At 63.5% G+C, this 16,237-nt stretch carries 18 protein-coding genes; 4 read left to right on the top strand and 14 right to left on the bottom strand.

Annotation, left to right across the window (positions count from 1 at the left end):
- Positions 1 to 149 (bottom strand): class I tRNA ligase family protein (locus V7M64_RS15920; RefSeq protein ID WP_333680396.1); only part of this gene is annotated, 149 nt, incomplete at its 3' end.
- A 233-nt stretch (positions 150 to 382) separates the two neighbouring features.
- Between V7M64_RS15920 and tsaB the strand changes: the two genes are divergently transcribed.
- On the top strand, positions 383 to 1,069 hold the full coding sequence (tsaB, locus tag V7M64_RS15915; protein ID WP_333680390.1) for a tRNA (adenosine(37)-N6)-threonylcarbamoyltransferase complex dimerization subunit type 1 TsaB: 687 nt from the start codon (positions 383 to 385) through the stop codon (positions 1,067 to 1,069).
- A gap of 99 nt (positions 1,070 to 1,168) precedes the next feature.
- Here the strand turns inward: tsaB and V7M64_RS15910 are convergent, their stop codons facing one another.
- On the bottom strand, positions 1,169 to 2,203 hold the full coding sequence (locus tag V7M64_RS15910) for a YeiH family protein (protein WP_333680389.1): 1,035 nt from the start codon (positions 2,201 to 2,203) through the stop codon (positions 1,169 to 1,171).
- 222 nt (positions 2,204 to 2,425) lie between these two features.
- On the opposite strand from V7M64_RS15910, the gene V7M64_RS15905 reads away from it, so the two are divergent.
- The gene (locus V7M64_RS15905) at positions 2,426 to 3,304 is read left to right on the top strand and encodes a LysR family transcriptional regulator (RefSeq protein WP_333680388.1); all 879 of its coding nucleotides are present in this window, start codon (positions 2,426 to 2,428) and stop codon (positions 3,302 to 3,304) included.
- Positions 3,305 to 4,036: 732 nt separating this feature from the next.
- Here V7M64_RS15905 and ptsP read toward each other — a convergent pair.
- The 12 genes from ptsP to V7M64_RS15845 all read right to left on the bottom strand — a co-directional run bounded on the left by ptsP (position 4,037) and on the right by V7M64_RS15845 (position 14,525).
- The gene (gene ptsP, locus V7M64_RS15900) at positions 4,037 to 5,794 is read right to left on the bottom strand and encodes a phosphoenolpyruvate--protein phosphotransferase (RefSeq protein WP_333680387.1); all 1,758 of its coding nucleotides are present in this window, start codon (positions 5,792 to 5,794) and stop codon (positions 4,037 to 4,039) included.
- A 122-nt stretch (positions 5,795 to 5,916) separates the two neighbouring features.
- The gene (locus tag V7M64_RS15895; protein ID WP_333680385.1) at positions 5,917 to 6,186 is read right to left on the bottom strand and encodes an HPr family phosphocarrier protein; all 270 of its coding nucleotides are present in this window, start codon (positions 6,184 to 6,186) and stop codon (positions 5,917 to 5,919) included.
- Entirely contained in the window at positions 6,179 to 6,571 is a 393-nt protein-coding gene (locus V7M64_RS15890; RefSeq protein WP_333680383.1) for a PTS fructose IIA subunit family protein, read from the bottom strand. Before V7M64_RS15890 ends, V7M64_RS15895 begins: the two co-directional genes overlap by 8 nt.
- Before the next feature lie 43 nt (positions 6,572 to 6,614).
- Positions 6,615 to 7,508: an RNase adapter RapZ gene (gene rapZ / locus V7M64_RS15885; RefSeq protein WP_333680382.1), complete on the bottom strand. Its 894-nt coding sequence runs from the start codon at positions 7,506 to 7,508 to the stop codon at positions 6,615 to 6,617.
- A gap of 4 nt (positions 7,509 to 7,512) precedes the next feature.
- Positions 7,513 to 8,463 (bottom strand): HPr(Ser) kinase/phosphatase, encoded by a 951-nt coding sequence (gene hprK / locus V7M64_RS15880; protein ID WP_333680380.1) that lies wholly within the window; start codon positions 8,461 to 8,463, stop codon positions 7,513 to 7,515.
- Positions 8,464 to 8,783: 320 nt separating this feature from the next.
- A complete protein-coding gene (raiA, locus tag V7M64_RS15875; protein ID WP_333680394.1) occupies positions 8,784 to 9,107 on the bottom strand; it encodes a ribosome-associated translation inhibitor RaiA in 324 nt (107 codons plus the stop codon).
- 166 nt (positions 9,108 to 9,273) lie between these two features.
- Complete coding sequence (locus V7M64_RS15870) at positions 9,274 to 10,752, bottom strand: RNA polymerase factor sigma-54 (RefSeq protein WP_333680379.1); 1,479 nt, start codon at positions 10,750 to 10,752, stop codon at positions 9,274 to 9,276.
- A 238-nt stretch (positions 10,753 to 10,990) separates the two neighbouring features.
- Complete coding sequence (gene lptB / locus V7M64_RS15865; protein WP_333680378.1) at positions 10,991 to 11,710, bottom strand: LPS export ABC transporter ATP-binding protein; 720 nt, start codon at positions 11,708 to 11,710, stop codon at positions 10,991 to 10,993.
- 7 nt (positions 11,711 to 11,717) lie between these two features.
- On the bottom strand, positions 11,718 to 12,329 hold the full coding sequence (gene lptA / locus V7M64_RS15860) for a lipopolysaccharide transport periplasmic protein LptA (protein ID WP_333680377.1): 612 nt from the start codon (positions 12,327 to 12,329) through the stop codon (positions 11,718 to 11,720).
- Positions 12,295 to 12,957, bottom strand: a complete 663-nt coding sequence (lptC, locus tag V7M64_RS15855; RefSeq protein WP_333680376.1) for an LPS export ABC transporter periplasmic protein LptC — start codon at positions 12,955 to 12,957, stop codon at positions 12,295 to 12,297. The genes lptA and lptC overlap by 35 nt, the downstream gene beginning before the upstream one ends.
- The gene (locus V7M64_RS15850) at positions 12,954 to 13,496 is read right to left on the bottom strand and encodes an HAD-IIIA family hydrolase (protein WP_333680374.1); all 543 of its coding nucleotides are present in this window, start codon (positions 13,494 to 13,496) and stop codon (positions 12,954 to 12,956) included. Before V7M64_RS15850 ends, lptC begins: the two co-directional genes overlap by 4 nt.
- 18 nt (positions 13,497 to 13,514) lie before the next feature.
- Positions 13,515 to 14,525 carry a KpsF/GutQ family sugar-phosphate isomerase gene (locus V7M64_RS15845; protein ID WP_333680372.1) on the bottom strand — a complete coding sequence of 337 codons (1,011 nt, stop codon included), beginning with the start codon at positions 14,523 to 14,525 and terminating at the stop codon, positions 13,515 to 13,517.
- Positions 14,526 to 14,694: 169 nt separating this feature from the next.
- Here V7M64_RS15845 and V7M64_RS15840 point away from each other — a divergent pair, with 169 nt between their 5' ends.
- Both V7M64_RS15840 and murA read left to right on the top strand, forming a co-directional pair.
- Complete coding sequence (locus V7M64_RS15840; protein WP_333680370.1) at positions 14,695 to 14,934, top strand: BolA/IbaG family iron-sulfur metabolism protein; 240 nt, start codon at positions 14,695 to 14,697, stop codon at positions 14,932 to 14,934.
- 40 nt (positions 14,935 to 14,974) lie between these two features.
- Entirely contained in the window at positions 14,975 to 16,234 is a 1,260-nt protein-coding gene (gene murA / locus V7M64_RS15835) for a UDP-N-acetylglucosamine 1-carboxyvinyltransferase (RefSeq protein WP_333680368.1), read from the top strand.
- Positions 16,235 to 16,237 lie beyond the last annotated feature (3 nt).

The following is a 16,237-nucleotide window of genomic DNA, read 5'->3' as shown; positions in this document are numbered from 1 at the left end:
TGGCCCATGTGCAGGGTGCCGGTGACGTTCGGCGGCGGCAGCAGGATGCAGTACGGCTCGCCGTGGCCGGTTGGGTGGAACACACCGCTCTGTTCCCAGCGGGCATACCACTTCGACTCGATCGGACGGGGCTCGAAACTCTTTTCCATCGGGGACTCGCATTGGCGCGCCGGCTCACAAGCACGCGTGGATAGGCATAGAAGCCGGCATTGTAAGGGGCACGTGGGGGTGCGCCAAAGACGTCCCAGCCCGAGAGCCGACCGAGGTTCGCAGGCTGGGAAGGAATCCCAGCCTGCGAAGCTGGCGAGAGATGACATGTAGCGATGCCGCAAGCAGCCTGGGTTTGTCATGCCCATCCACATAGGCGTGCGAGAATGCCGCGATGAACCTGCTCGCCATCGAAACCGCCACTGAATCCTGCTCCGTCGCCCTGGTGCACGGTCAAACCATTGTCGCTCGCAGCGAACTGGCGCCACGCCGCCACGCCGAACGCGTGCTGCCGATGGCCGATGAGCTGCTGGCGGAAGCGGGCATCGGCAAGCATGCATTGGACGCCATTGCGGTGGGGCGCGGGCCTGGCGCATTCACCGGCGTGCGCTTGGCGGTGTCCTTGGCGCAAGGCATGGCGATGGCGCTGGACCGGCCGGTGATTCCGGTTTCTTCGCTGGCAGCGTTGGCGTTGGAAGCGCCGGAGGACGATGCCGCGATCTTGGCCGTCATCGATGCGCGCATGGGCGAGATCTATGCTGCTTGCTATAAGCGTGACGATGAAGGCGGCTTGCTCGCCTTGGACGAAGAGCGGGTCTCGACCGCTCAATCACTCGTACTGCCGCAAGCCCATGCATGGAACGTGGCCGGCTCCGGTTGGGCGACGTATCACGCGGCCTTGCTCGCCCGTCTAGGGGCAGAACCCCGTTCGGCCGATGGCAGCTGCTATCCGCAGGCGCGCCATGTCGCCACGCTGGCGGTGCGTGAATTCGAAGCGGGTCGTGCGGTGGCGCCCGAGCAGGCATTGCCGGTGTATTTGCGCGACAAGGTGGCGCTGACGCTGGCGGAGCAAGGGCGCTGACAGACGCCTCGACAGACGGCCAATCTGCCTTCGCCGACGGCCCTGTGGCTTGCGAACAGACAGGGCTGGTGACGACGGCGATACCTAATCAGTGTTGCCTTAAAGCTGCCCAATCACCAGCTGCACCAGCAAGCTGCTCACCGACACTGCGGCCCACACACCCAGTCCCAGCAGAATCGGCCGCACACCCGTCGACGCCATCTTGCGAAGATCCGCCGACAAACCGATCGCGGTAAGCGCGACGATGATCATGAACTCCGCTGCCAGATGGATCGCCGGCTGGACGTCGCCCGGCACAAAACCCGCAGTGCGCACGGCGGAAGCCACCAGAAACCACAGGATGAACCAAGGAAAGATGCGGCTCAGTTTGAAGTCGCTGACCACGCCGGCATGCTTCGCCGCGCGCTTCTCGCGCATCGCCACCACGATGGCGAGTATCAGGCAGATCGGGATGATCAGCGTGGCGCGCGTCAGCTTCACGATCGTCGCGTAATCGCCGGCGGCGGTGCTGTAGCTATAACCGGCGGCGACGACCGACGAAGTGTCGTTGATCGCCGTACCCGCCCACAGCCCGAAACCCAGGTCGGACAGATGCAGCGCGTGGCCCAGCAGCGGGAACAACAGCACGGCCACGATGTTGAACAGGAAAATGGTGGAGATTGCGAACGCCGTATCGTGATCGTCCGGCTTGATGATCGGCGTGACTGCCGCAATCGCCGAACCGCCGCAGATCGCCGTACCCACGCCGATCAGTATTTTTAGCTTGTCATGCACTTTCAGCACGCGGCCAAGCAGCCATGCCGACGCGAACGCCACGCTCATCGTCACCACGGTCACCGATAGCGATTCCAGCCCGGTCTTGGCGACCTGCGTAAGGCTCAGTCCAAAACCCAGCGCGATAATCGACCACTGCAGAATCTGCTTGCTGGCGAACTGGATGCCGGGATTGAAGCGCTCGCCCGGCGAGAGCAGGTTACGCACCGCAATGCCAATCACGATGCCGAACACCGGGCCGCCAATCAGCGGCAGCTGGTGCCCCAGCCACCACGCGGCCAGGGCGATGGCCATGGCCAGCAACAGGCCGGAGGCGCGAAGCTGCAGGGTAGGGGCGGCGGGGAGGGAAATGGCGTTCATGACGGCCGGTTCGATGGGGACGGCGTTATTGTCCGATTCGTCATGTATTAGGAAAATTTGAAATATCTAATCGAATCTATAAAATCGGCTGATGCCTATTCCATGCAGACTTAATCGTAATTTTTGTTCGTTGTCCCCGCGAATGGCGGCATCCGGCAACTTTCGGGCGACCCAAAGTCGCTGGATCCCAGCTTTCGCTGGGATGACGGCGGAGGAGGGCTGATGCTCAACGTCAGCCTCCGTCAGCTCGATGTATTCGTGCAGATCGCCCTGCACGGCAGCGTGCGCGCCGCCGCCGAGCGGCTGCACCTCACCCAGCCGGCCGCCAGCATGGCGCTGGCGGAAATGGAGCGTCAGCTCGACGCTCCCGTGTTCGACCGGGAGCGCGGGCGGCTGCGCCTCAACGCGCGCGGGCGCGAACTGCTGCCGCTGGCGCAGGAGCTGTTGGAGCGCCACGCCGAATTCGGGCGCCGTGCGACTGGCAAGACCGAATCGCTGGCTGGCGAACTGCGCATTGGCGCCAGCAACACGGTCGGCAATTACCGCGTGGGTGAACTGCTGGGTGACTTTGTACGCGCGCATCATCACGTGGCGATCCGCCTGCGCGTCGCCAATACCGACGACATCGCTGCTGCCGTGCTCGATCACAGCCTGGACGTCGGCTGCGTGGAAGGCCCGGTCACTCACCCGTTGTTGGAAGCGCGCCCCTGGCGCGATGACATGCTGCTGGTGTGCGCGCCGCCCGACCATCCGCTGGCCAGGAAACGTGCATTGAAATCCGAACATTTCGCCGGTGCGCGCTGGGTGCTGCGCGAACCGGGGTCCGCCACGCGCGTCACCACCGAGCGCGCACTGGCGCAACTGCCGCCCGGCGAAACCGTGATGGAACTGGATCAGATCGAAGCGATCAAGCAGGCCGTCGCGGCAGGGCTTGGCATTGCCTGCCTGCCGCAGGTGGCGGTGACCGATGCGCTGGCGACGGGGCGGCTGGTGGCGTTGAAAACGCCGTTCCTCGATTTGCGCAGGAAGCTGTCCATTCTTTTGCATCGGGAAAAATATCGTGGTGCAGCGCTGGAGGCGTTCCTGCATTCGGTGACATAGAAGAAATGCCAAACGCGCCGGACGTGGCGGTCGCGGGCATGATGGCCCGTCTCGAAGCCGAATTTTGGTGCTGAGGTATGCCACGTTTTCGCTCGTCATTCCGGCGAAGGCCGAGGCGCTTTAACAGCGAAGCTGGTCAATCCTGTCTAAGTACGCCGTGCGCCGTGCGCAGCACGCAAATCTTTATGTGGCTTCGCTCGGCCGTGTGGCATCGTCGATGGAACACGGCCCATCACGCGAAGACATGGGAGCCACGCCCCGCTTTCCCTGCATCGCCAGCGCTTCCCCCAGCTCCGCGCCATTGCCGAATTTGGCTCCTGCTATTTCCGGAGCAAACACGGCTACCGTGTCGACGAACACCTCGCCCGCGATCCCGCCCCACTTCTTGCGCTTTCCGCGCGGATGTCGGCATTCGATCTGATCTCCTGCTTGGCATCTTGAAGGTCGTTTTTTCTTGATTCGCGAGTCAGTTCGCCGAACGGATCGTGGGCGATGTCGAATTGGGTTCCGCGAAGCAGCCGATCGTATTAGGTCGGGGTGCCTTGGGGCTTTTCCAAGGTTTGAATCGTTGATTCGCATGGAACGTTCCGAGGTGGCGCATGGCCGTTGTTGGCGCTGCCGCGGAACACGAGTAGGGCTGCAAAGGCAGGAAGGGTTATCGTTTTATGGATAGCGAAGAAAACCGCACCCAAGTGGTGCCGGTTCTTTGCATCACCCCGCGGACAATCCCGTCTACAGCGGGGTGATGGCCTGATGATCGGGGCAGACAATGGATGCGAGCAACGCCTCTGCTTCTTCATGCGTGCGTGCACGAATCAGCCGCGGTGCAAAGCTGCGCAGTGTGGCGTGATCGAGCGTGGCCAGGCGATCGCGTACGACGAGGATGCGGCTGGGGTGCATGCTGAATTCGCACAGGCCAAGCGCGAGCAGCAGGGAAGTAAAGTTTTCGTCGCCGCCAATTTCGCCGCAGAGACTGACGGGTTTGCCGGCACGGCGGCCGGCGGAGATGACGTGCGACAGCAGGCGCAGCAGCGCCGGCTGCAAGGGATTGTAGATGTTGTCCAGCGCATCGTTGCCGCGATCGGCGGCGAGCACGTATTGGGCCAGGTCATTGGTGCCGATGGCGAGGAAATCGGAGTGTTCGAGCAGGGCGCGCACATTGATGGCCGCGGCGGGCACTTCGATCATCGCGCCGAGCGGGAGTTTTTCCGGCAGATCGATGTTTTCGCGCTTGAGTTCCTGCCGTGCGAGCTTGAACAGCGTGCGCACCGCGATAAGTTCATCCGGCTGTGTGACCATCGGTACCAGCACGCGCACCGGCCCGTAGCAGGCGGCGCGAAGGATCGCACGGATTTGCGTGGTGAATACGGCAGGGTGGCGCAATGACAAGCGCACGCCGCGAACACCAAGTGCAGGATTTTCCTCGCCGCGAATCACCAGGCCGGCAGCATCGGCTTTGTCGGCACCGAGGTCGAGCGTGCGGATGGTTACCGGCGCGCCGCCCATGCCCAGCACCACATCGCGGTAGGCATTGAACTGCTCGTCCTCCGAAGGCAAGCCTTTGTGGCGCAGGAACAGGAATTCCGTGCGATACAGGCCCACGCCATCGGCGCCGCGTGCGCGGGCGAGGGCGACGTCGCTGGCGGATTCGGCATTAGCCAGCAGACGTACGCTGATGCCGTCGCGTGTTTGGGTTGGCGCGTTAGCCAAGCTCGCAAGGCGGCGCCCTTCCGCGGCGGCTTCGCGCTGCCAGGAACGGTAGTGCGCCAGATCCTGCGCGGTGGGATGCAGCACGGCTTCGCCGCGCTCGGTGTCGAGCAGGATCAGGTCGTCGTCGTGGATGGTGGCAAGCGCATCGCGCGTGCCCACCAGCATCGGCAGATTGAGGCTGCGCGCAAGAATCGCACTGTGCGAGTACGGGCTGCCGGAGCTGGTGATCACGCCCAGCAGGCCGTTGCCGGCGAGGTGCGCCATATCGGCCGGCGCTATGGTGTCGGCCACGAGAATTTCGCCGACACGCGCGGCGAGCTTGCGTTCTTCGACGCTGGTCTGGCGTTGCAGCGCGGAGATCACGCGGCCGATCACCTGGTCCACGTCTTCCATGCGGCTGCGCAGATAGGGATCGTCCATGGCGGCGAACACGCCGGCCAGGCGGTCGCGCTGTTTCTTCAGTGCGGCACCGGCGCGGTAGCGGCCGATGGTGATCATTTCATCCAGGCCGCGCAGCAGCTCGGCGTCGTCCAGCAACAGGCTGTGCGCGTCGATGAATTCGTTCACCTCGCGCGCCAGCGCGCCGTGCAACTTGCCGCGCAGCTCGTGCAGTTCCTGCCGCGCGGTATCCAGTGCGGCGTGCAGGCGTTCCAGCTCGGAGGGGATTTCTTCTTCCGTGAGCGGGCGCGTGTCGACCAGATACCGGCTGGGCTGCACGAGACGTGCGCGGCCGAGGGTCATGCCACGCGAAGCCATGGTGCCGGCGAGGATTTGCCTCATGGGCGCCTCCCGGTGGCGGCCAGAGCAGGAAGCACGGAAGGAGGAACGTCAGCGCCACGCAAGCGTGCAGCACGCTGCGCCCGCGATGTGGTTCGTTCCTTGTTTCCCGTGCCTTGCCTCATTCACGCCCCTTCGTCGAATTTGCGCTCGAACAGTTCGATCACCGCACTGAGTGCCGCGGATTCATCCGGGCCATCGGCACGGACGGTAAGCGCTGTGCCGATGCCCGCAGCCAGCATCATCACGCCCATGATGCTTTGCGCATTCACTTCGCGTCCCTTGCTGACCAGCCACACAGTGGATTTGAAACTTTGCACCAGTTGCACCAGCTTGGCCGATGCGCGGGCGTGCAAGCCCAGTTTGTTGGAGACGACGATTTCTTTTTCAAGCATGGTCGATGAAGATCCCTCCGCGACCGCCGCTGGCCGCGATTTCCGCAAGTTCATCCAGCGGCTTGTCGGCGTAGTTGAGTACGCGCAGCAGCATGGGCAGGTTCAATCCCGAAACACAGCGCAGCCTTACGCCTACCGCACTCAGCGACAACCCGATGTTGCAGGGTGTCGCGCCATACAGATCGGCCAGCACCAGCACACCTTCGCCTTGGTCCAGTTCGCGCGCATGCTTGGCGGTAAGCGTGCGCATGACATCCGGATCGGCTCGTGCAGGCACTTCCACGGTGGCCACCCGCAGCGGCAGTTTCGGCAATACGTGACGTGCTGCCTTGACCAGCGCCTGGCCGACCGACTCGTGGGTCATCAGAAGCACGCCGACAGTCATGATGCCGTGGCTTCGTTAGGGTTTGTGAAAGACAGCATAAACATCACTCAAGTTCGCGATGGAAAGTGAGAACCCCTTCGCGCATGGTGCGATAGTGCGCGGCGAGTTTCTCGACCAGGTAAACCGAACGGTGGCGGCCGCCGGTGCAGCCGATGGAAATGGTGACGTAGCTGCGGTCGTCCGCTTCGAAGCGGGGCAGCCACGCATCCAGCCAGCGCGTGGTGTCGTGGACGTATTCGCCGACGACCGGCTGGTGTTCAAGGAATTCGCGCACCGCGGCGTCCTTGCCCGACAGCGGGCGCAACGTGGGTTCCCAGTGCGGATTGGGCAGGCAGCGCGCGTCGAATACGAAATCCGAATCCAGCGGCAGGCCACGGCGGAATGCAAAGGATTGGAACATCAATGTAAGACCGGCCGTCGTCTGCGCGTAGCCGGTGGCAATCAACCGACGCAGCTGGTGCACGTTCAAATTGCTGGAGTCGATCACGCGCTCGGCGATCGCCATCAAGGGACGTAGCAGCCGGCGTTCTTCGGCAATGGCGTCGGCGAGCGACACGCCACGCAGCGCCAGCGGATGCCGGCGGCGTGTTTCCGAATAACGCTTGATCAGTACTTCGTCGTTGCAATCGATAAAGATCAGGTGCACCTGCACGGTGGCGGCCAACCGGGACAGCACCTGCGGCATATGTTGGAAATCTTCGTCTCGATTGCGCACGTCCACGCCGACGGCAATGCGGCGGCGATGGCTGTCGCCGCGCGTGGCCGCTTCCACCAGCTGCGGCAGCAACGCGCTGGGCAGGTTGTCGACGCAGTAGAACTCCAGGTCTTCCAACGCGCGCAAGGCGACCGTCTTGCCGCCGCCGGACATGCCGGTGAGCACCACCAGGTGGATGGCGGTCGGATCGTCGTTGGAAATCAATCCTTCGTATTGAGTCATGGATTCACCAAGGCGGAAGCCGTCGCATCTGGTGGGCCTGGCGGTCCATGAAACTTTGCGCCGGATCGATGCCCTTGCTCTTCAACATATGGCTGCGCACCGCCGCTTCCACCAGTACCGCCAGGTTGCGGCCGGGAGCGACGGGCAGGGTGATCATCGGCACCTGCACGTCGAAGATTTCACGATGGCCCACGTCGCCGGTAAGGCGGGTGAGCGCATCGACGTTCTCACCGTCGCGCAGGGGCTTGAGATGGATGACCAGGCGCAGGTATTTGGATGGCTTCACCGATGTGTGGCCGAACATCTCGCGCACGTTGAGCACGCCCAGTCCGCGCACTTCGAGCAGATCCTGCAGGAGTTCGGGACAGGCGCCATCGATCACGTCGGGTGCGATCAGCGTGAATTCGGGCGCATCGTCGGCCACCAGGCGATGGCCGCGGCTGATCAGTTCCAGCGCCAGCTCGCTCTTGCCGGAACCGGCGTCACCGGTGATCAGCACGCCGATGGAGAACACTTCCAGCAGCACGCCGTGCAGGGTCAGGCGCGGCGCCATGGTGCGTGCCAGGTGGTACTGCATCCAGGTCAGCAGTTCGTGGCCGCGCTTGGCGCTGAGCCACAAGGGCGTGTCCGTTTCCTCCGCCACTTCGCGCAGGTCGGCCGGAATGCCCTGGTCCTTGGTGACGATGAAGGCCACCGGTTGCGTGCCCGCGGCTTTGTGCACCACCTCCCAGCGCTGGCGCGAATCCAGGCTGTCCAGATAGCTCAGCTCTTCGGTGCCCACGATCTGGATCTTGTTGGGATAGATCACATTGAGATAACCCACCAGCGACGGGCGGCGGGCGGGCGTGGAGCCGTATTCGAGCACGCGCGTTTCGCCGCGCATGCCCGCCACCCAGCGCAGCGCCATGCGCTCGTGGATGTCATCGAAGAGTTGTCGTGCGGTAAGCCGTTCCAAGGAGGTTCCCTTTGTGCCGCGGAGCTGCCTAGATGGGGGCGGCGGCGGGGAACATTGTGCCAGTTCGGGGGTGGGAAGGGCTGCTTTTGCTTCGTTTCTGTGAGTAGGGGAGGGGTGACATGACGGTCACCTTACACCCCTGTGGGTGTCATTCCTGCGAAAGCGGGCATCCATCTTGCCCTGGCGCATCGCGTTGAAAACTGATTCCCGCTTTCGCGGAATGACGGCCGTGGGGATGACGTTCTTAGGTGGTTCGTGGAAGGTTGCCCTCACCCACGCCCCTCTCCCAAGGGGAAAGGGGCGTGGATGGCCGGCTCTATCTATCCGTATTGCCGCGCCTCGCGCACTTCATGGGGGTGCTTGTCGTGCAGTTTTTCCCGATAGCGGCGAAGCTGGTCAACGAGTTTGTCAAACAGCAGGTCAATGGAGGCGTACATGTCGTTTTCGGTGGCCGCGGCGTGCAGTGATTTGCCTGGAACCTTGAGCGTGCCTTCTGCGCAGTGCTGCAGCTTGTCAACCGAGAGCACCACATTCAGGCCAACGATGCGTTCGTCGAGTCGGTTCAATCGATCGAGCTTGGCTTCAGCGTGATTGCGCAAGGCCGGGGTGACTTCGATCTTTTGACCGCTGAGTTGGAATTGCATGGCTACGCCTCCTTCTTGGAACTGGCCGCCAGTGGCGGCGTTGATCGGCACGCGGATCGTGAAGCTGATCGTTGCACCGTGAAGCTAGACCTTAACTCCGCTTATGGATATGGGATTGTTCGGCCGTGCTGCAAGTTCCCTTGAATCTGATCGCAGCGAAGGAATGTCAGCTGTTGCGCTGTCGTTCGCTGGAGCTGGGAATGCGCAGGATTTCCCGGTATTTCGCGACCGTTCGTCGCGCTACCTGGATGCCTTTGTTGTGCAGCTCCTCGGCGAGCGCCTGATCGGAGAGCGGTTTGCGCGGATCTTCGTTGTCGACCAGCTTGCGCAGCATCGCCTGGATGGCGGTGGCGGACGCGCTGCCGCCGTCTTCGGTCGACACGCCGCTGGAGAAGAAATATTTCAGTTCGTACGTGCCGCGCGGCGTATGGATGTATTTGCGCGTGGTGACGCGAGAAATGGTCGATTCATGCATACCCACCTCCTCGGCCACTTCGCGTAGCACCAGCGGCTGCATCGCTTCCGGACCGTAGTCCAGGAAGGCGCTCTGCCTTCGCACGATCGCTTCGGCGACCTTCAGGAGTGTGTCGGCACGTGATTCCAGGCTTTTAATCAGCCAGCGCGCTTCCTGCAATTGCCCGCGCATCCAGCTGGCGTCTTCGCCGCGTGCCCGCGCAATCAGGCCGCAGTAGTGCTGGTTGAGGCTGAGCTTGGGCTGGCTGTCCGGATTCATCAGCACGCGCCAGCGTGTGCCTTCCTTGCGCGCGTAGACGTCGGGCGCCACATATTCCACCGGCGTGGTATCCATCGCCGCGCCGGGACGCGGGTCCAGGCTGCGGATAAGGATGGCGGCGCCGGTGGTGTCGTCTTCGGTGGCGTGCAGGCGGCGGGCCAGCTTGGCCATGTCGTTTCGGGCCAGCAATTCCAGCTCGTGTTCGACGATGCGCAGGGCGAGATCGCGGAACGGTGTGCTGGGATCGAACTGTTCCAGCTGCGCGCGCAGGCAGTCGGGAAGATCAATGCTGGCCACGCCGGCCGGATCGAAGTGCTGCAGCTGGCGGCGTACCGTCTCCACTTCCTCGGCGGTTGCTTTCAGGTGCGGAGGCAGCGCGGCGAGCACCGCATCGACGCCTTCGCCGAGGTAGCCGTCGGTATTGAGCGCGTCGATCAGCACGGTGGCGATCGCCTTCGCGCGCGGATCCATCGGCGTGAGATTTAGCTGCCACAGCAAGTGTTCCTGCAGCGATTCGGCCGCCGCATTCTGCGGCTCCATGCCTTCCTCGTCGCGGTTGCCGGAGCCATTGCCGCTACCGTTGCTGGAGGAGAAATCGATCGGCTCGTCCGAGCGGATTTCCGGTTCGGTCCACTCAGGCGCTTCGTCGTTGGCATCGCTGCCGCCGGATGCGGCATCACCGTTCATCGTGACCAGTGATTCGAACTCGTTGTCGTATTCGCCGTCGGCTTCGGTTTCGCCCTGTTCTTCGGTCGCGTCTTCGGCAAACTCAAGCAGAGGATTGCTTTCGGCGAGCTGGCGCAGTTCGGCCGCCAGCTCCAGTTGCGACAACTGCAACAGGCGGATGGCCTGTTGCAGTTGTGGCGTGAGAGCCAGCTGTTGATTGAGACGGAACTGAAGCCCTGGTTTCATGCCTGCCAAAAGGGTTTAGCTGGCTTCATCCTAACCCCTCGGCGGAACGCCGGCCATAGTTGACAGCCACCCTGGCATGCCGCCTTATACATGGATGTGAAGCGGCGCAAATTAAGCTTGTGCCTGTAAAAAAGTTGGAGTATCTACGGGGGATTGGATCAGGCGCAGCCTCAGCGTTGTTGAACATCAGGCGTGTGTTCAACGCGCGCTACTCCCTCCCCTTTGGGAGAGGGTTGAATTACAGGCGGAATTCGCGTCCCAGGTAGACTTCGCGCACGCGCTCGTCGGCCAGGATATGCGCCGGCGTGCCCCGAGAAAGTACCTCGCCCTCGTTCATGATGTAGGCGCGGTCGCAGATGCCCAATGTTTCGCGCACGTTATGGTCGGTAATTAGCACGCCGATGCCGCGTTCCTTCAGGTGCCGCACGATGCGCTGGATTTCACCGACCGAGATCGGGTCCACGCCGGCGAACGGTTCGTCCAGCAGCATGTAACGCGGTTGCGCGGCCAGGGCGCGCGCAATTTCCACGCGGCGGCGTTCGCCACCGGACAGGCTGATGCCTTTCTGGCCGGCGATATGGGCAATTTTCAATTCATCCAGCAGGCTTTCCAGCTCGGCATCACGCTTGCGCTGATCCAGGCCTGCACGCAACTCCAATACGGCCATGATGTTGTCGGCCACGCTGAGGCGACGGAAGACCGAAGCTTCCTGCGGCAAATAGCCGATGCCGAGCTTGGCGCGCGAATGCATGGGCAGGCCGGTGATGTCCTGCTTGTCGAGCTTGATGGTCCCGGCGTCGGCTTCGATCAGGCCGACGATCATGTAGAAGCAGGTGGTCTTGCCGGCGCCGTTGGGGCCGAGCAGGCCGACGACTTCACCCTGGCGGATCGAGAATGCGAAGTCACGCACCACCTGGCGCGCGCGGAAACTTTTTTGCAGACCTTCTGCGGACAGCATGTAACGGTTATTCCTTGGGGGCGTCGCTGGCGGACGCCGGCGCGCTGGTGCTGGATGACGAAGCCGGCTTGACGGTGTTCGATTTAGCCGCCGGCTTGGCGGGGGCGGGCGGCATTGCCGGTGCGGCGCCGTGCTTCGGCGGCGGCAGCGGCTTTTGCTTGGGCAGGAAGGTCATGGTGACCTGTCCTCCGCCGCCACTCTCGCCGACCATGTAGCTGGTCTGCGTGTTGTAGGTAAGCTTGGCGCCGCGCGCATCACCCTTGTTCTGCTGATGCACGTACGCATTGCCGGTCAGGACGGCGATGCCGTTGACGTTGTCGTAATCCAGCCGGTCGGCGTCGCCGGTCATCAGGTTGCCGTTGTCGTCGATCTGCTGGATATGCGGACGCTTTTGCGGCGTACCGGTCACGATGATGTGATCGACGGAGGTGTCTTCCTTGGCGGTGTAGATCTTGGCGACTTCGCCGGTGAGCTTCATCGTGCCCTGCGTGATCAGCACGTTGCCGGTGAAGGTGCTGACGGTATTGGGCTGGTTGTAGCCGTCGAAGCTTTCGGCGTGCACGACGTGGATCGGCTGGTTGCGATCATCCTGCCTTGCCAGTGCCGGCTGCAGCGACAAGAGTCCTGCAATCAACAGGCTTAGCCGTAGCGTTGTTCTGGCTTGAGTACAGCAGGCCGTGCACGTCATGGAGCAACTCCAGATGGTTATCGTTGAGGTTGGCACGCATGCCGACACCGTTCATTACGCTTGCGCCCTGCGTCATGGTGGCCGGATCCGCGGTTTGCATGCGGTTCTCCTTCGGCCAGCCGGTGACATTGGAGGTACATAATGTTGCCATGGGACCTTGGGCGTAGGCAGGGCGTTGCATGTAAACCGTGCCGTCCAGCCGCATTTCCGTGCCGCCCTTGTTGACCCAGCCGAACGGCGCATTGCCGTGCCAGTTCGGCACGCCTGGGTGCTTGGAGGCGATCTCGAACACCGGCGCGTTGATGTACAGCGATTCGTCGCCGCCACGGCGATCCATGCGCGGTGCGGTCATGGTGAAACTCGGCAGCCCGTCGACGCCGTAGCTCCAGACGGTGGAGTTGTAGAGCACGTAATCGGAGATCGGCGGCCCGACGAATTCGTTGACCGGCGGCGCACCCACCACCCAGCTGCGCAGCATCCAGCTGGCCGGTGCGGCGATGGCGAGCAGCACGATCGCGACGTTGGTGCGGTTGTCGCGCAGGTATTGCCGAAAGCTCACCGCCAATGCTCCCGCTCTGCCGCGCTCTTGCCCCGTGCATGCAGGATCAGATCGCACACTTCACGCACCGCGCCCAAGCCGCCGCCGAGGTTCGTGCGGTAATGCGCACGCTGCGCCACCCACGGGTGCGCGTTGGCGACGGCGACGGCCAAACCGGCAAGTTCCATCGCGGGCAGGTCGGGCAGGTCATCGCCGATGAAGGCGGCTTCCTCAGGCGCGAGTCCCAAGGCTTCCACGATCTGGCGCAGGCATTCGCGCTTGTCGGACTGGCCCTGGTACACGTGCGCGATGTTGAGTTCTTCGGCGCGCAGGGCCACCGGGTGGCTGATGCGCGCGCTGATGATCGCAACCTGCACGCCGTGTGCCTGAAGGCGCTTCAGGCCGAGGCCGTCGTGCACGTGGAATACCTTGGTTTCATGGCCGCTTTCGCTGTACCACAGGCGGCCGTCGGTGAGCGTGCCATCCACGTCGAACGCGGCCAGGCGGATCCTGGCGGCGCGGGCGAGCACGTCGGCAGGCAGGTTGGACAAGTAATCCATTGGGTAACCCGAACCTCGTTAAACCACGCGCGCGCGCAGCAGGTCGTGAATGTTGAGGGCGCCGACCACGCGTTGCGTGTGATCGACCACCAGCAGGGCGTGAATCTGGTATTTCTCCATCAACTGGGCCGCTTCGATGGCCAGCTTGTCGGCACCGATCACCTTCGGGCCGCGCGTCATCAGATCGCTGACGTGCGCATTGCGCAGATCGACGCCATCGTCGTCCAGCGCACGACGCAAGTCGCCGTCGGTGAACACGCCGAGCAGGCGTTGTTCGCTATCGACGACGGCGGTCATGCCGAGGTGCTTGCGGGTCATTTCCATCAGGGCTTCGGTGATCGTGGCATCGGGAGCAATCATCGGGATGCCCGGGCCGGTGTGCATCACGTCGCTGATGTGCAGCAGCAGACGGCGGCCCAGGCTGCCCGCCGGATGGGAACGCGCGAAATCCTCGGAGGTAAACCCGCGCGCTTCCAGCAGCGCGATGGCGAGGGCGTCGCCCATCACCAATGCCGCCGTGGTGCTCGCCGTGGGAGCCAGGCCCAATGGGCAGGCTTCGGCGGAGATGCCGGCGTCCAGGTGCACGTCGGCCTGGCCGGCCAGGGAGGAGTCCGGATTGCCGGTGATGGCGATCAACGGAATGCCCTGGCGCTTGATCACCGGCAGGATGAACAGGATTTCGTCGGTTTCGCCGGAGTTGGACAGGGCCAGCACCACGTCCTGCGGCAGGATCATCCCCAGGTCACCGTGGCTGGCTTCGCCCGGATGCACGAAGAACGCCGGCGTGCCGGTGGAGGCCAGGGTGGCGGCGATCTTGCGCCCGACGTGCCCTGACTTGCCCATGCCGGTGACCACCACGCGCCCCTTGCAGCCCAGGATCAGCCGGCAGGCGTCGACGAAAGTCTGGTCGATGCGCGGCTCCAGCGCGCGGATGGCGGCGGCTTCGGTGGCGATGACCGTACGCGCGCTGCGCACGACGGCGGCGGCGTCCACCCGGGTGGATGTGGGCTTGGCGATGGGGGCGTTCATGCGTCCTCGAAGGGCAGTCGAACAGGAGGTCGACACCATGTGTCGTTTCTGCGACAGCGGATTTCCATTAACATGGCATATTCGCATTCTATCTTGATGCCTGTCGCCGATGGTTCCATCTGTACGGGTTGGCAACCGGTGTTCAGCATCGCAAGTATTTGGAAAATCAATGGACGCAGCCAGCATCCAGGCAATGATCGAAACGGGCCTGCCCGGCGCCACGGCAAGCGTGCAGGGGGACGATGGGGTGCATTTCGAGGCGGAAGTCGTGGCCGAGCAGTTCAAGGGCAAGCTGCCCTTGGCCCGGCACCGCCTGGTGTATGCCACCCTGGGCGACCTCATGGGAGGCGCCATCCACGCGCTCGCACTCAAGACTCTGACACCCGATGAAGCCGCTGCGCGCCGTTGACGCCGTCGCCCCTGGCGTCACTTATTTCAAGGATTCACCCATGGCAAAAATCCTGATCAGCGGCGGCGAGCCGCTACGCGGTGAAGTGGGCATTTCCGGCGCCAAGAACGCCGTGCTGCCGATCCTCGCTTCCTGCCTGCTGGCCGACGAGCCGGTCACGATCAGCAACGTGCCGCACCTGCACGACGTCACCACCACCATGGAGCTGCTCGGCCAGATGGGCGTGCGGCTGGTGCTGGACGACCGCATGAAGATCCAGGTGGATCCGCGTTCCGCCGACCGCTACTTCGCACCGTACGAGCTGGTGAAAACCATGCGCGCGTCGATCCTGGTGCTGGGGCCGCTGGTGGCGCGCTTCGGCCAGGCGGAGGTATCGCTGCCCGGCGGTTGCCAGATCGGCTCGCGCCCGGTGGATCAGCACATCCGCGGCCTGCAGGCATTGGGCGCGGAGATCGACGTGGAGAACGGCTACATCAAGGCGCGGGCCAAGCGGTTGAAGGGCGCACGCATCATGATGGACATGGTGACCGTCACCGGCACCGAGAACGTGATGATGGCGGCGGTACTGGCCGATGGCACCAGCGTTATCGAAAACGCGGCGCAGGAGCCGGAAGTGGTGGACCTGGCCCATTGCCTCAATGCGCTCGGCGCGCAGATCGAAGGCGCGGGCACGTCCACGCTGGTCATCCACGGCGTGGAACGCCTGCACGGCGGCCATTACGAAGTGCTGCCTGATCGCATCGAAACCGGCACCTTCCTGGTCGGCGCCGCCATGACCGGCGGCAAGGTCCGCGCCCGCAACGCGCGCGCCAATACACTGGATGCCGTGCTGGCGAAGCTGGAAGAGGCCGGCGCGCACATTTCCACCGGGCCGGACTGGATCGAGCTGGACATGCAGGGCCGCCGCCCGAAAGCGGTGAACATCACCACCGCGCCGTATCCCGCGTTCCCCACCGACATGCAGGCGCAGTTCACGGCGCTCAATTGCGTGGCGGAAGGCGTCGGCGTGATTACTGAAACGGTGTTCGAGAACCGCTTCATGCATGCGCATGAATTGCAGCGCCTGGGTGCGGATATCCGCCTGGAAGGCAATACCGCGATCATCCGCGGCGTGGACAAGATGAGCGGTGCGCCGATCATGGCGACCGACCTGCGCGCCTCGGCGTGCCTGGTGCTGGCCGGCCTGGTTGCGCAAGGCGATACCACGGTGGACCGCGTGTATCACATCGATCGTGGTTACGAGAACATCGAAGAGAAACTCAGCACGCTTGGGGCGCGGATTCGTCGGTTGCCGACGTAATTC

The organism is Dyella sp., assembly GCF_036746095.1.
Classification (GTDB): Bacteria; Pseudomonadota; Gammaproteobacteria; order Xanthomonadales; family Rhodanobacteraceae; genus Dyella_B.
The sequence above is the reverse complement of the archived record's forward strand: the minus strand, read 5'-3'. Positions and strand labels throughout refer to the sequence as shown.

Excerpts from the sequence above, each read along its gene's own strand:
- V7M64_RS15850 (WP_333680374.1), bottom strand. The coding sequence starts at position 13,496 with ATGGATTACTTGTCCAACCTGCCTGCCGACGTGCTCGCCCGCGCCGCC.
- V7M64_RS15840 (WP_333680370.1), top strand. The coding sequence starts at position 14,695 with ATGGACGCAGCCAGCATCCAGGCAATGATCGAAACGGGCCTGCCCGGC.
- rapZ (WP_333680382.1), bottom strand. The coding sequence starts at position 7,508 with ATGACTCAATACGAAGGATTGATTTCCAACGACGATCCGACCGCCATC.
- tsaB (WP_333680390.1), top strand. The coding sequence starts at position 383 with ATGAACCTGCTCGCCATCGAAACCGCCACTGAATCCTGCTCCGTCGCC.
- V7M64_RS15895 (WP_333680385.1), bottom strand. The coding sequence starts at position 6,186 with ATGCTTGAAAAAGAAATCGTCGTCTCCAACAAACTGGGCTTGCACGCC.
- lptB (WP_333680378.1), bottom strand. The coding sequence starts at position 11,710 with ATGCTGTCCGCAGAAGGTCTGCAAAAAAGTTTCCGCGCGCGCCAGGTG.
- murA (WP_333680368.1), top strand. The coding sequence starts at position 14,975 with ATGGCAAAAATCCTGATCAGCGGCGGCGAGCCGCTACGCGGTGAAGTG.
- V7M64_RS15910 (WP_333680389.1), bottom strand. The coding sequence starts at position 2,203 with ATGAACGCCATTTCCCTCCCCGCCGCCCCTACCCTGCAGCTTCGCGCC.
- V7M64_RS15845 (WP_333680372.1), bottom strand. The coding sequence starts at position 14,525 with ATGAACGCCCCCATCGCCAAGCCCACATCCACCCGGGTGGACGCCGCC.
- ptsP (WP_333680387.1), bottom strand. The coding sequence starts at position 5,794 with ATGAGGCAAATCCTCGCCGGCACCATGGCTTCGCGTGGCATGACCCTC.
- V7M64_RS15890 (WP_333680383.1), bottom strand. The coding sequence starts at position 6,571 with ATGACTGTCGGCGTGCTTCTGATGACCCACGAGTCGGTCGGCCAGGCG.
- raiA (WP_333680394.1), bottom strand. The coding sequence starts at position 9,107 with ATGCAATTCCAACTCAGCGGTCAAAAGATCGAAGTCACCCCGGCCTTG.
- V7M64_RS15905 (WP_333680388.1), top strand. The coding sequence starts at position 2,426 with ATGCTCAACGTCAGCCTCCGTCAGCTCGATGTATTCGTGCAGATCGCC.
- V7M64_RS15870 (WP_333680379.1), bottom strand. The coding sequence starts at position 10,752 with ATGAAACCAGGGCTTCAGTTCCGTCTCAATCAACAGCTGGCTCTCACG.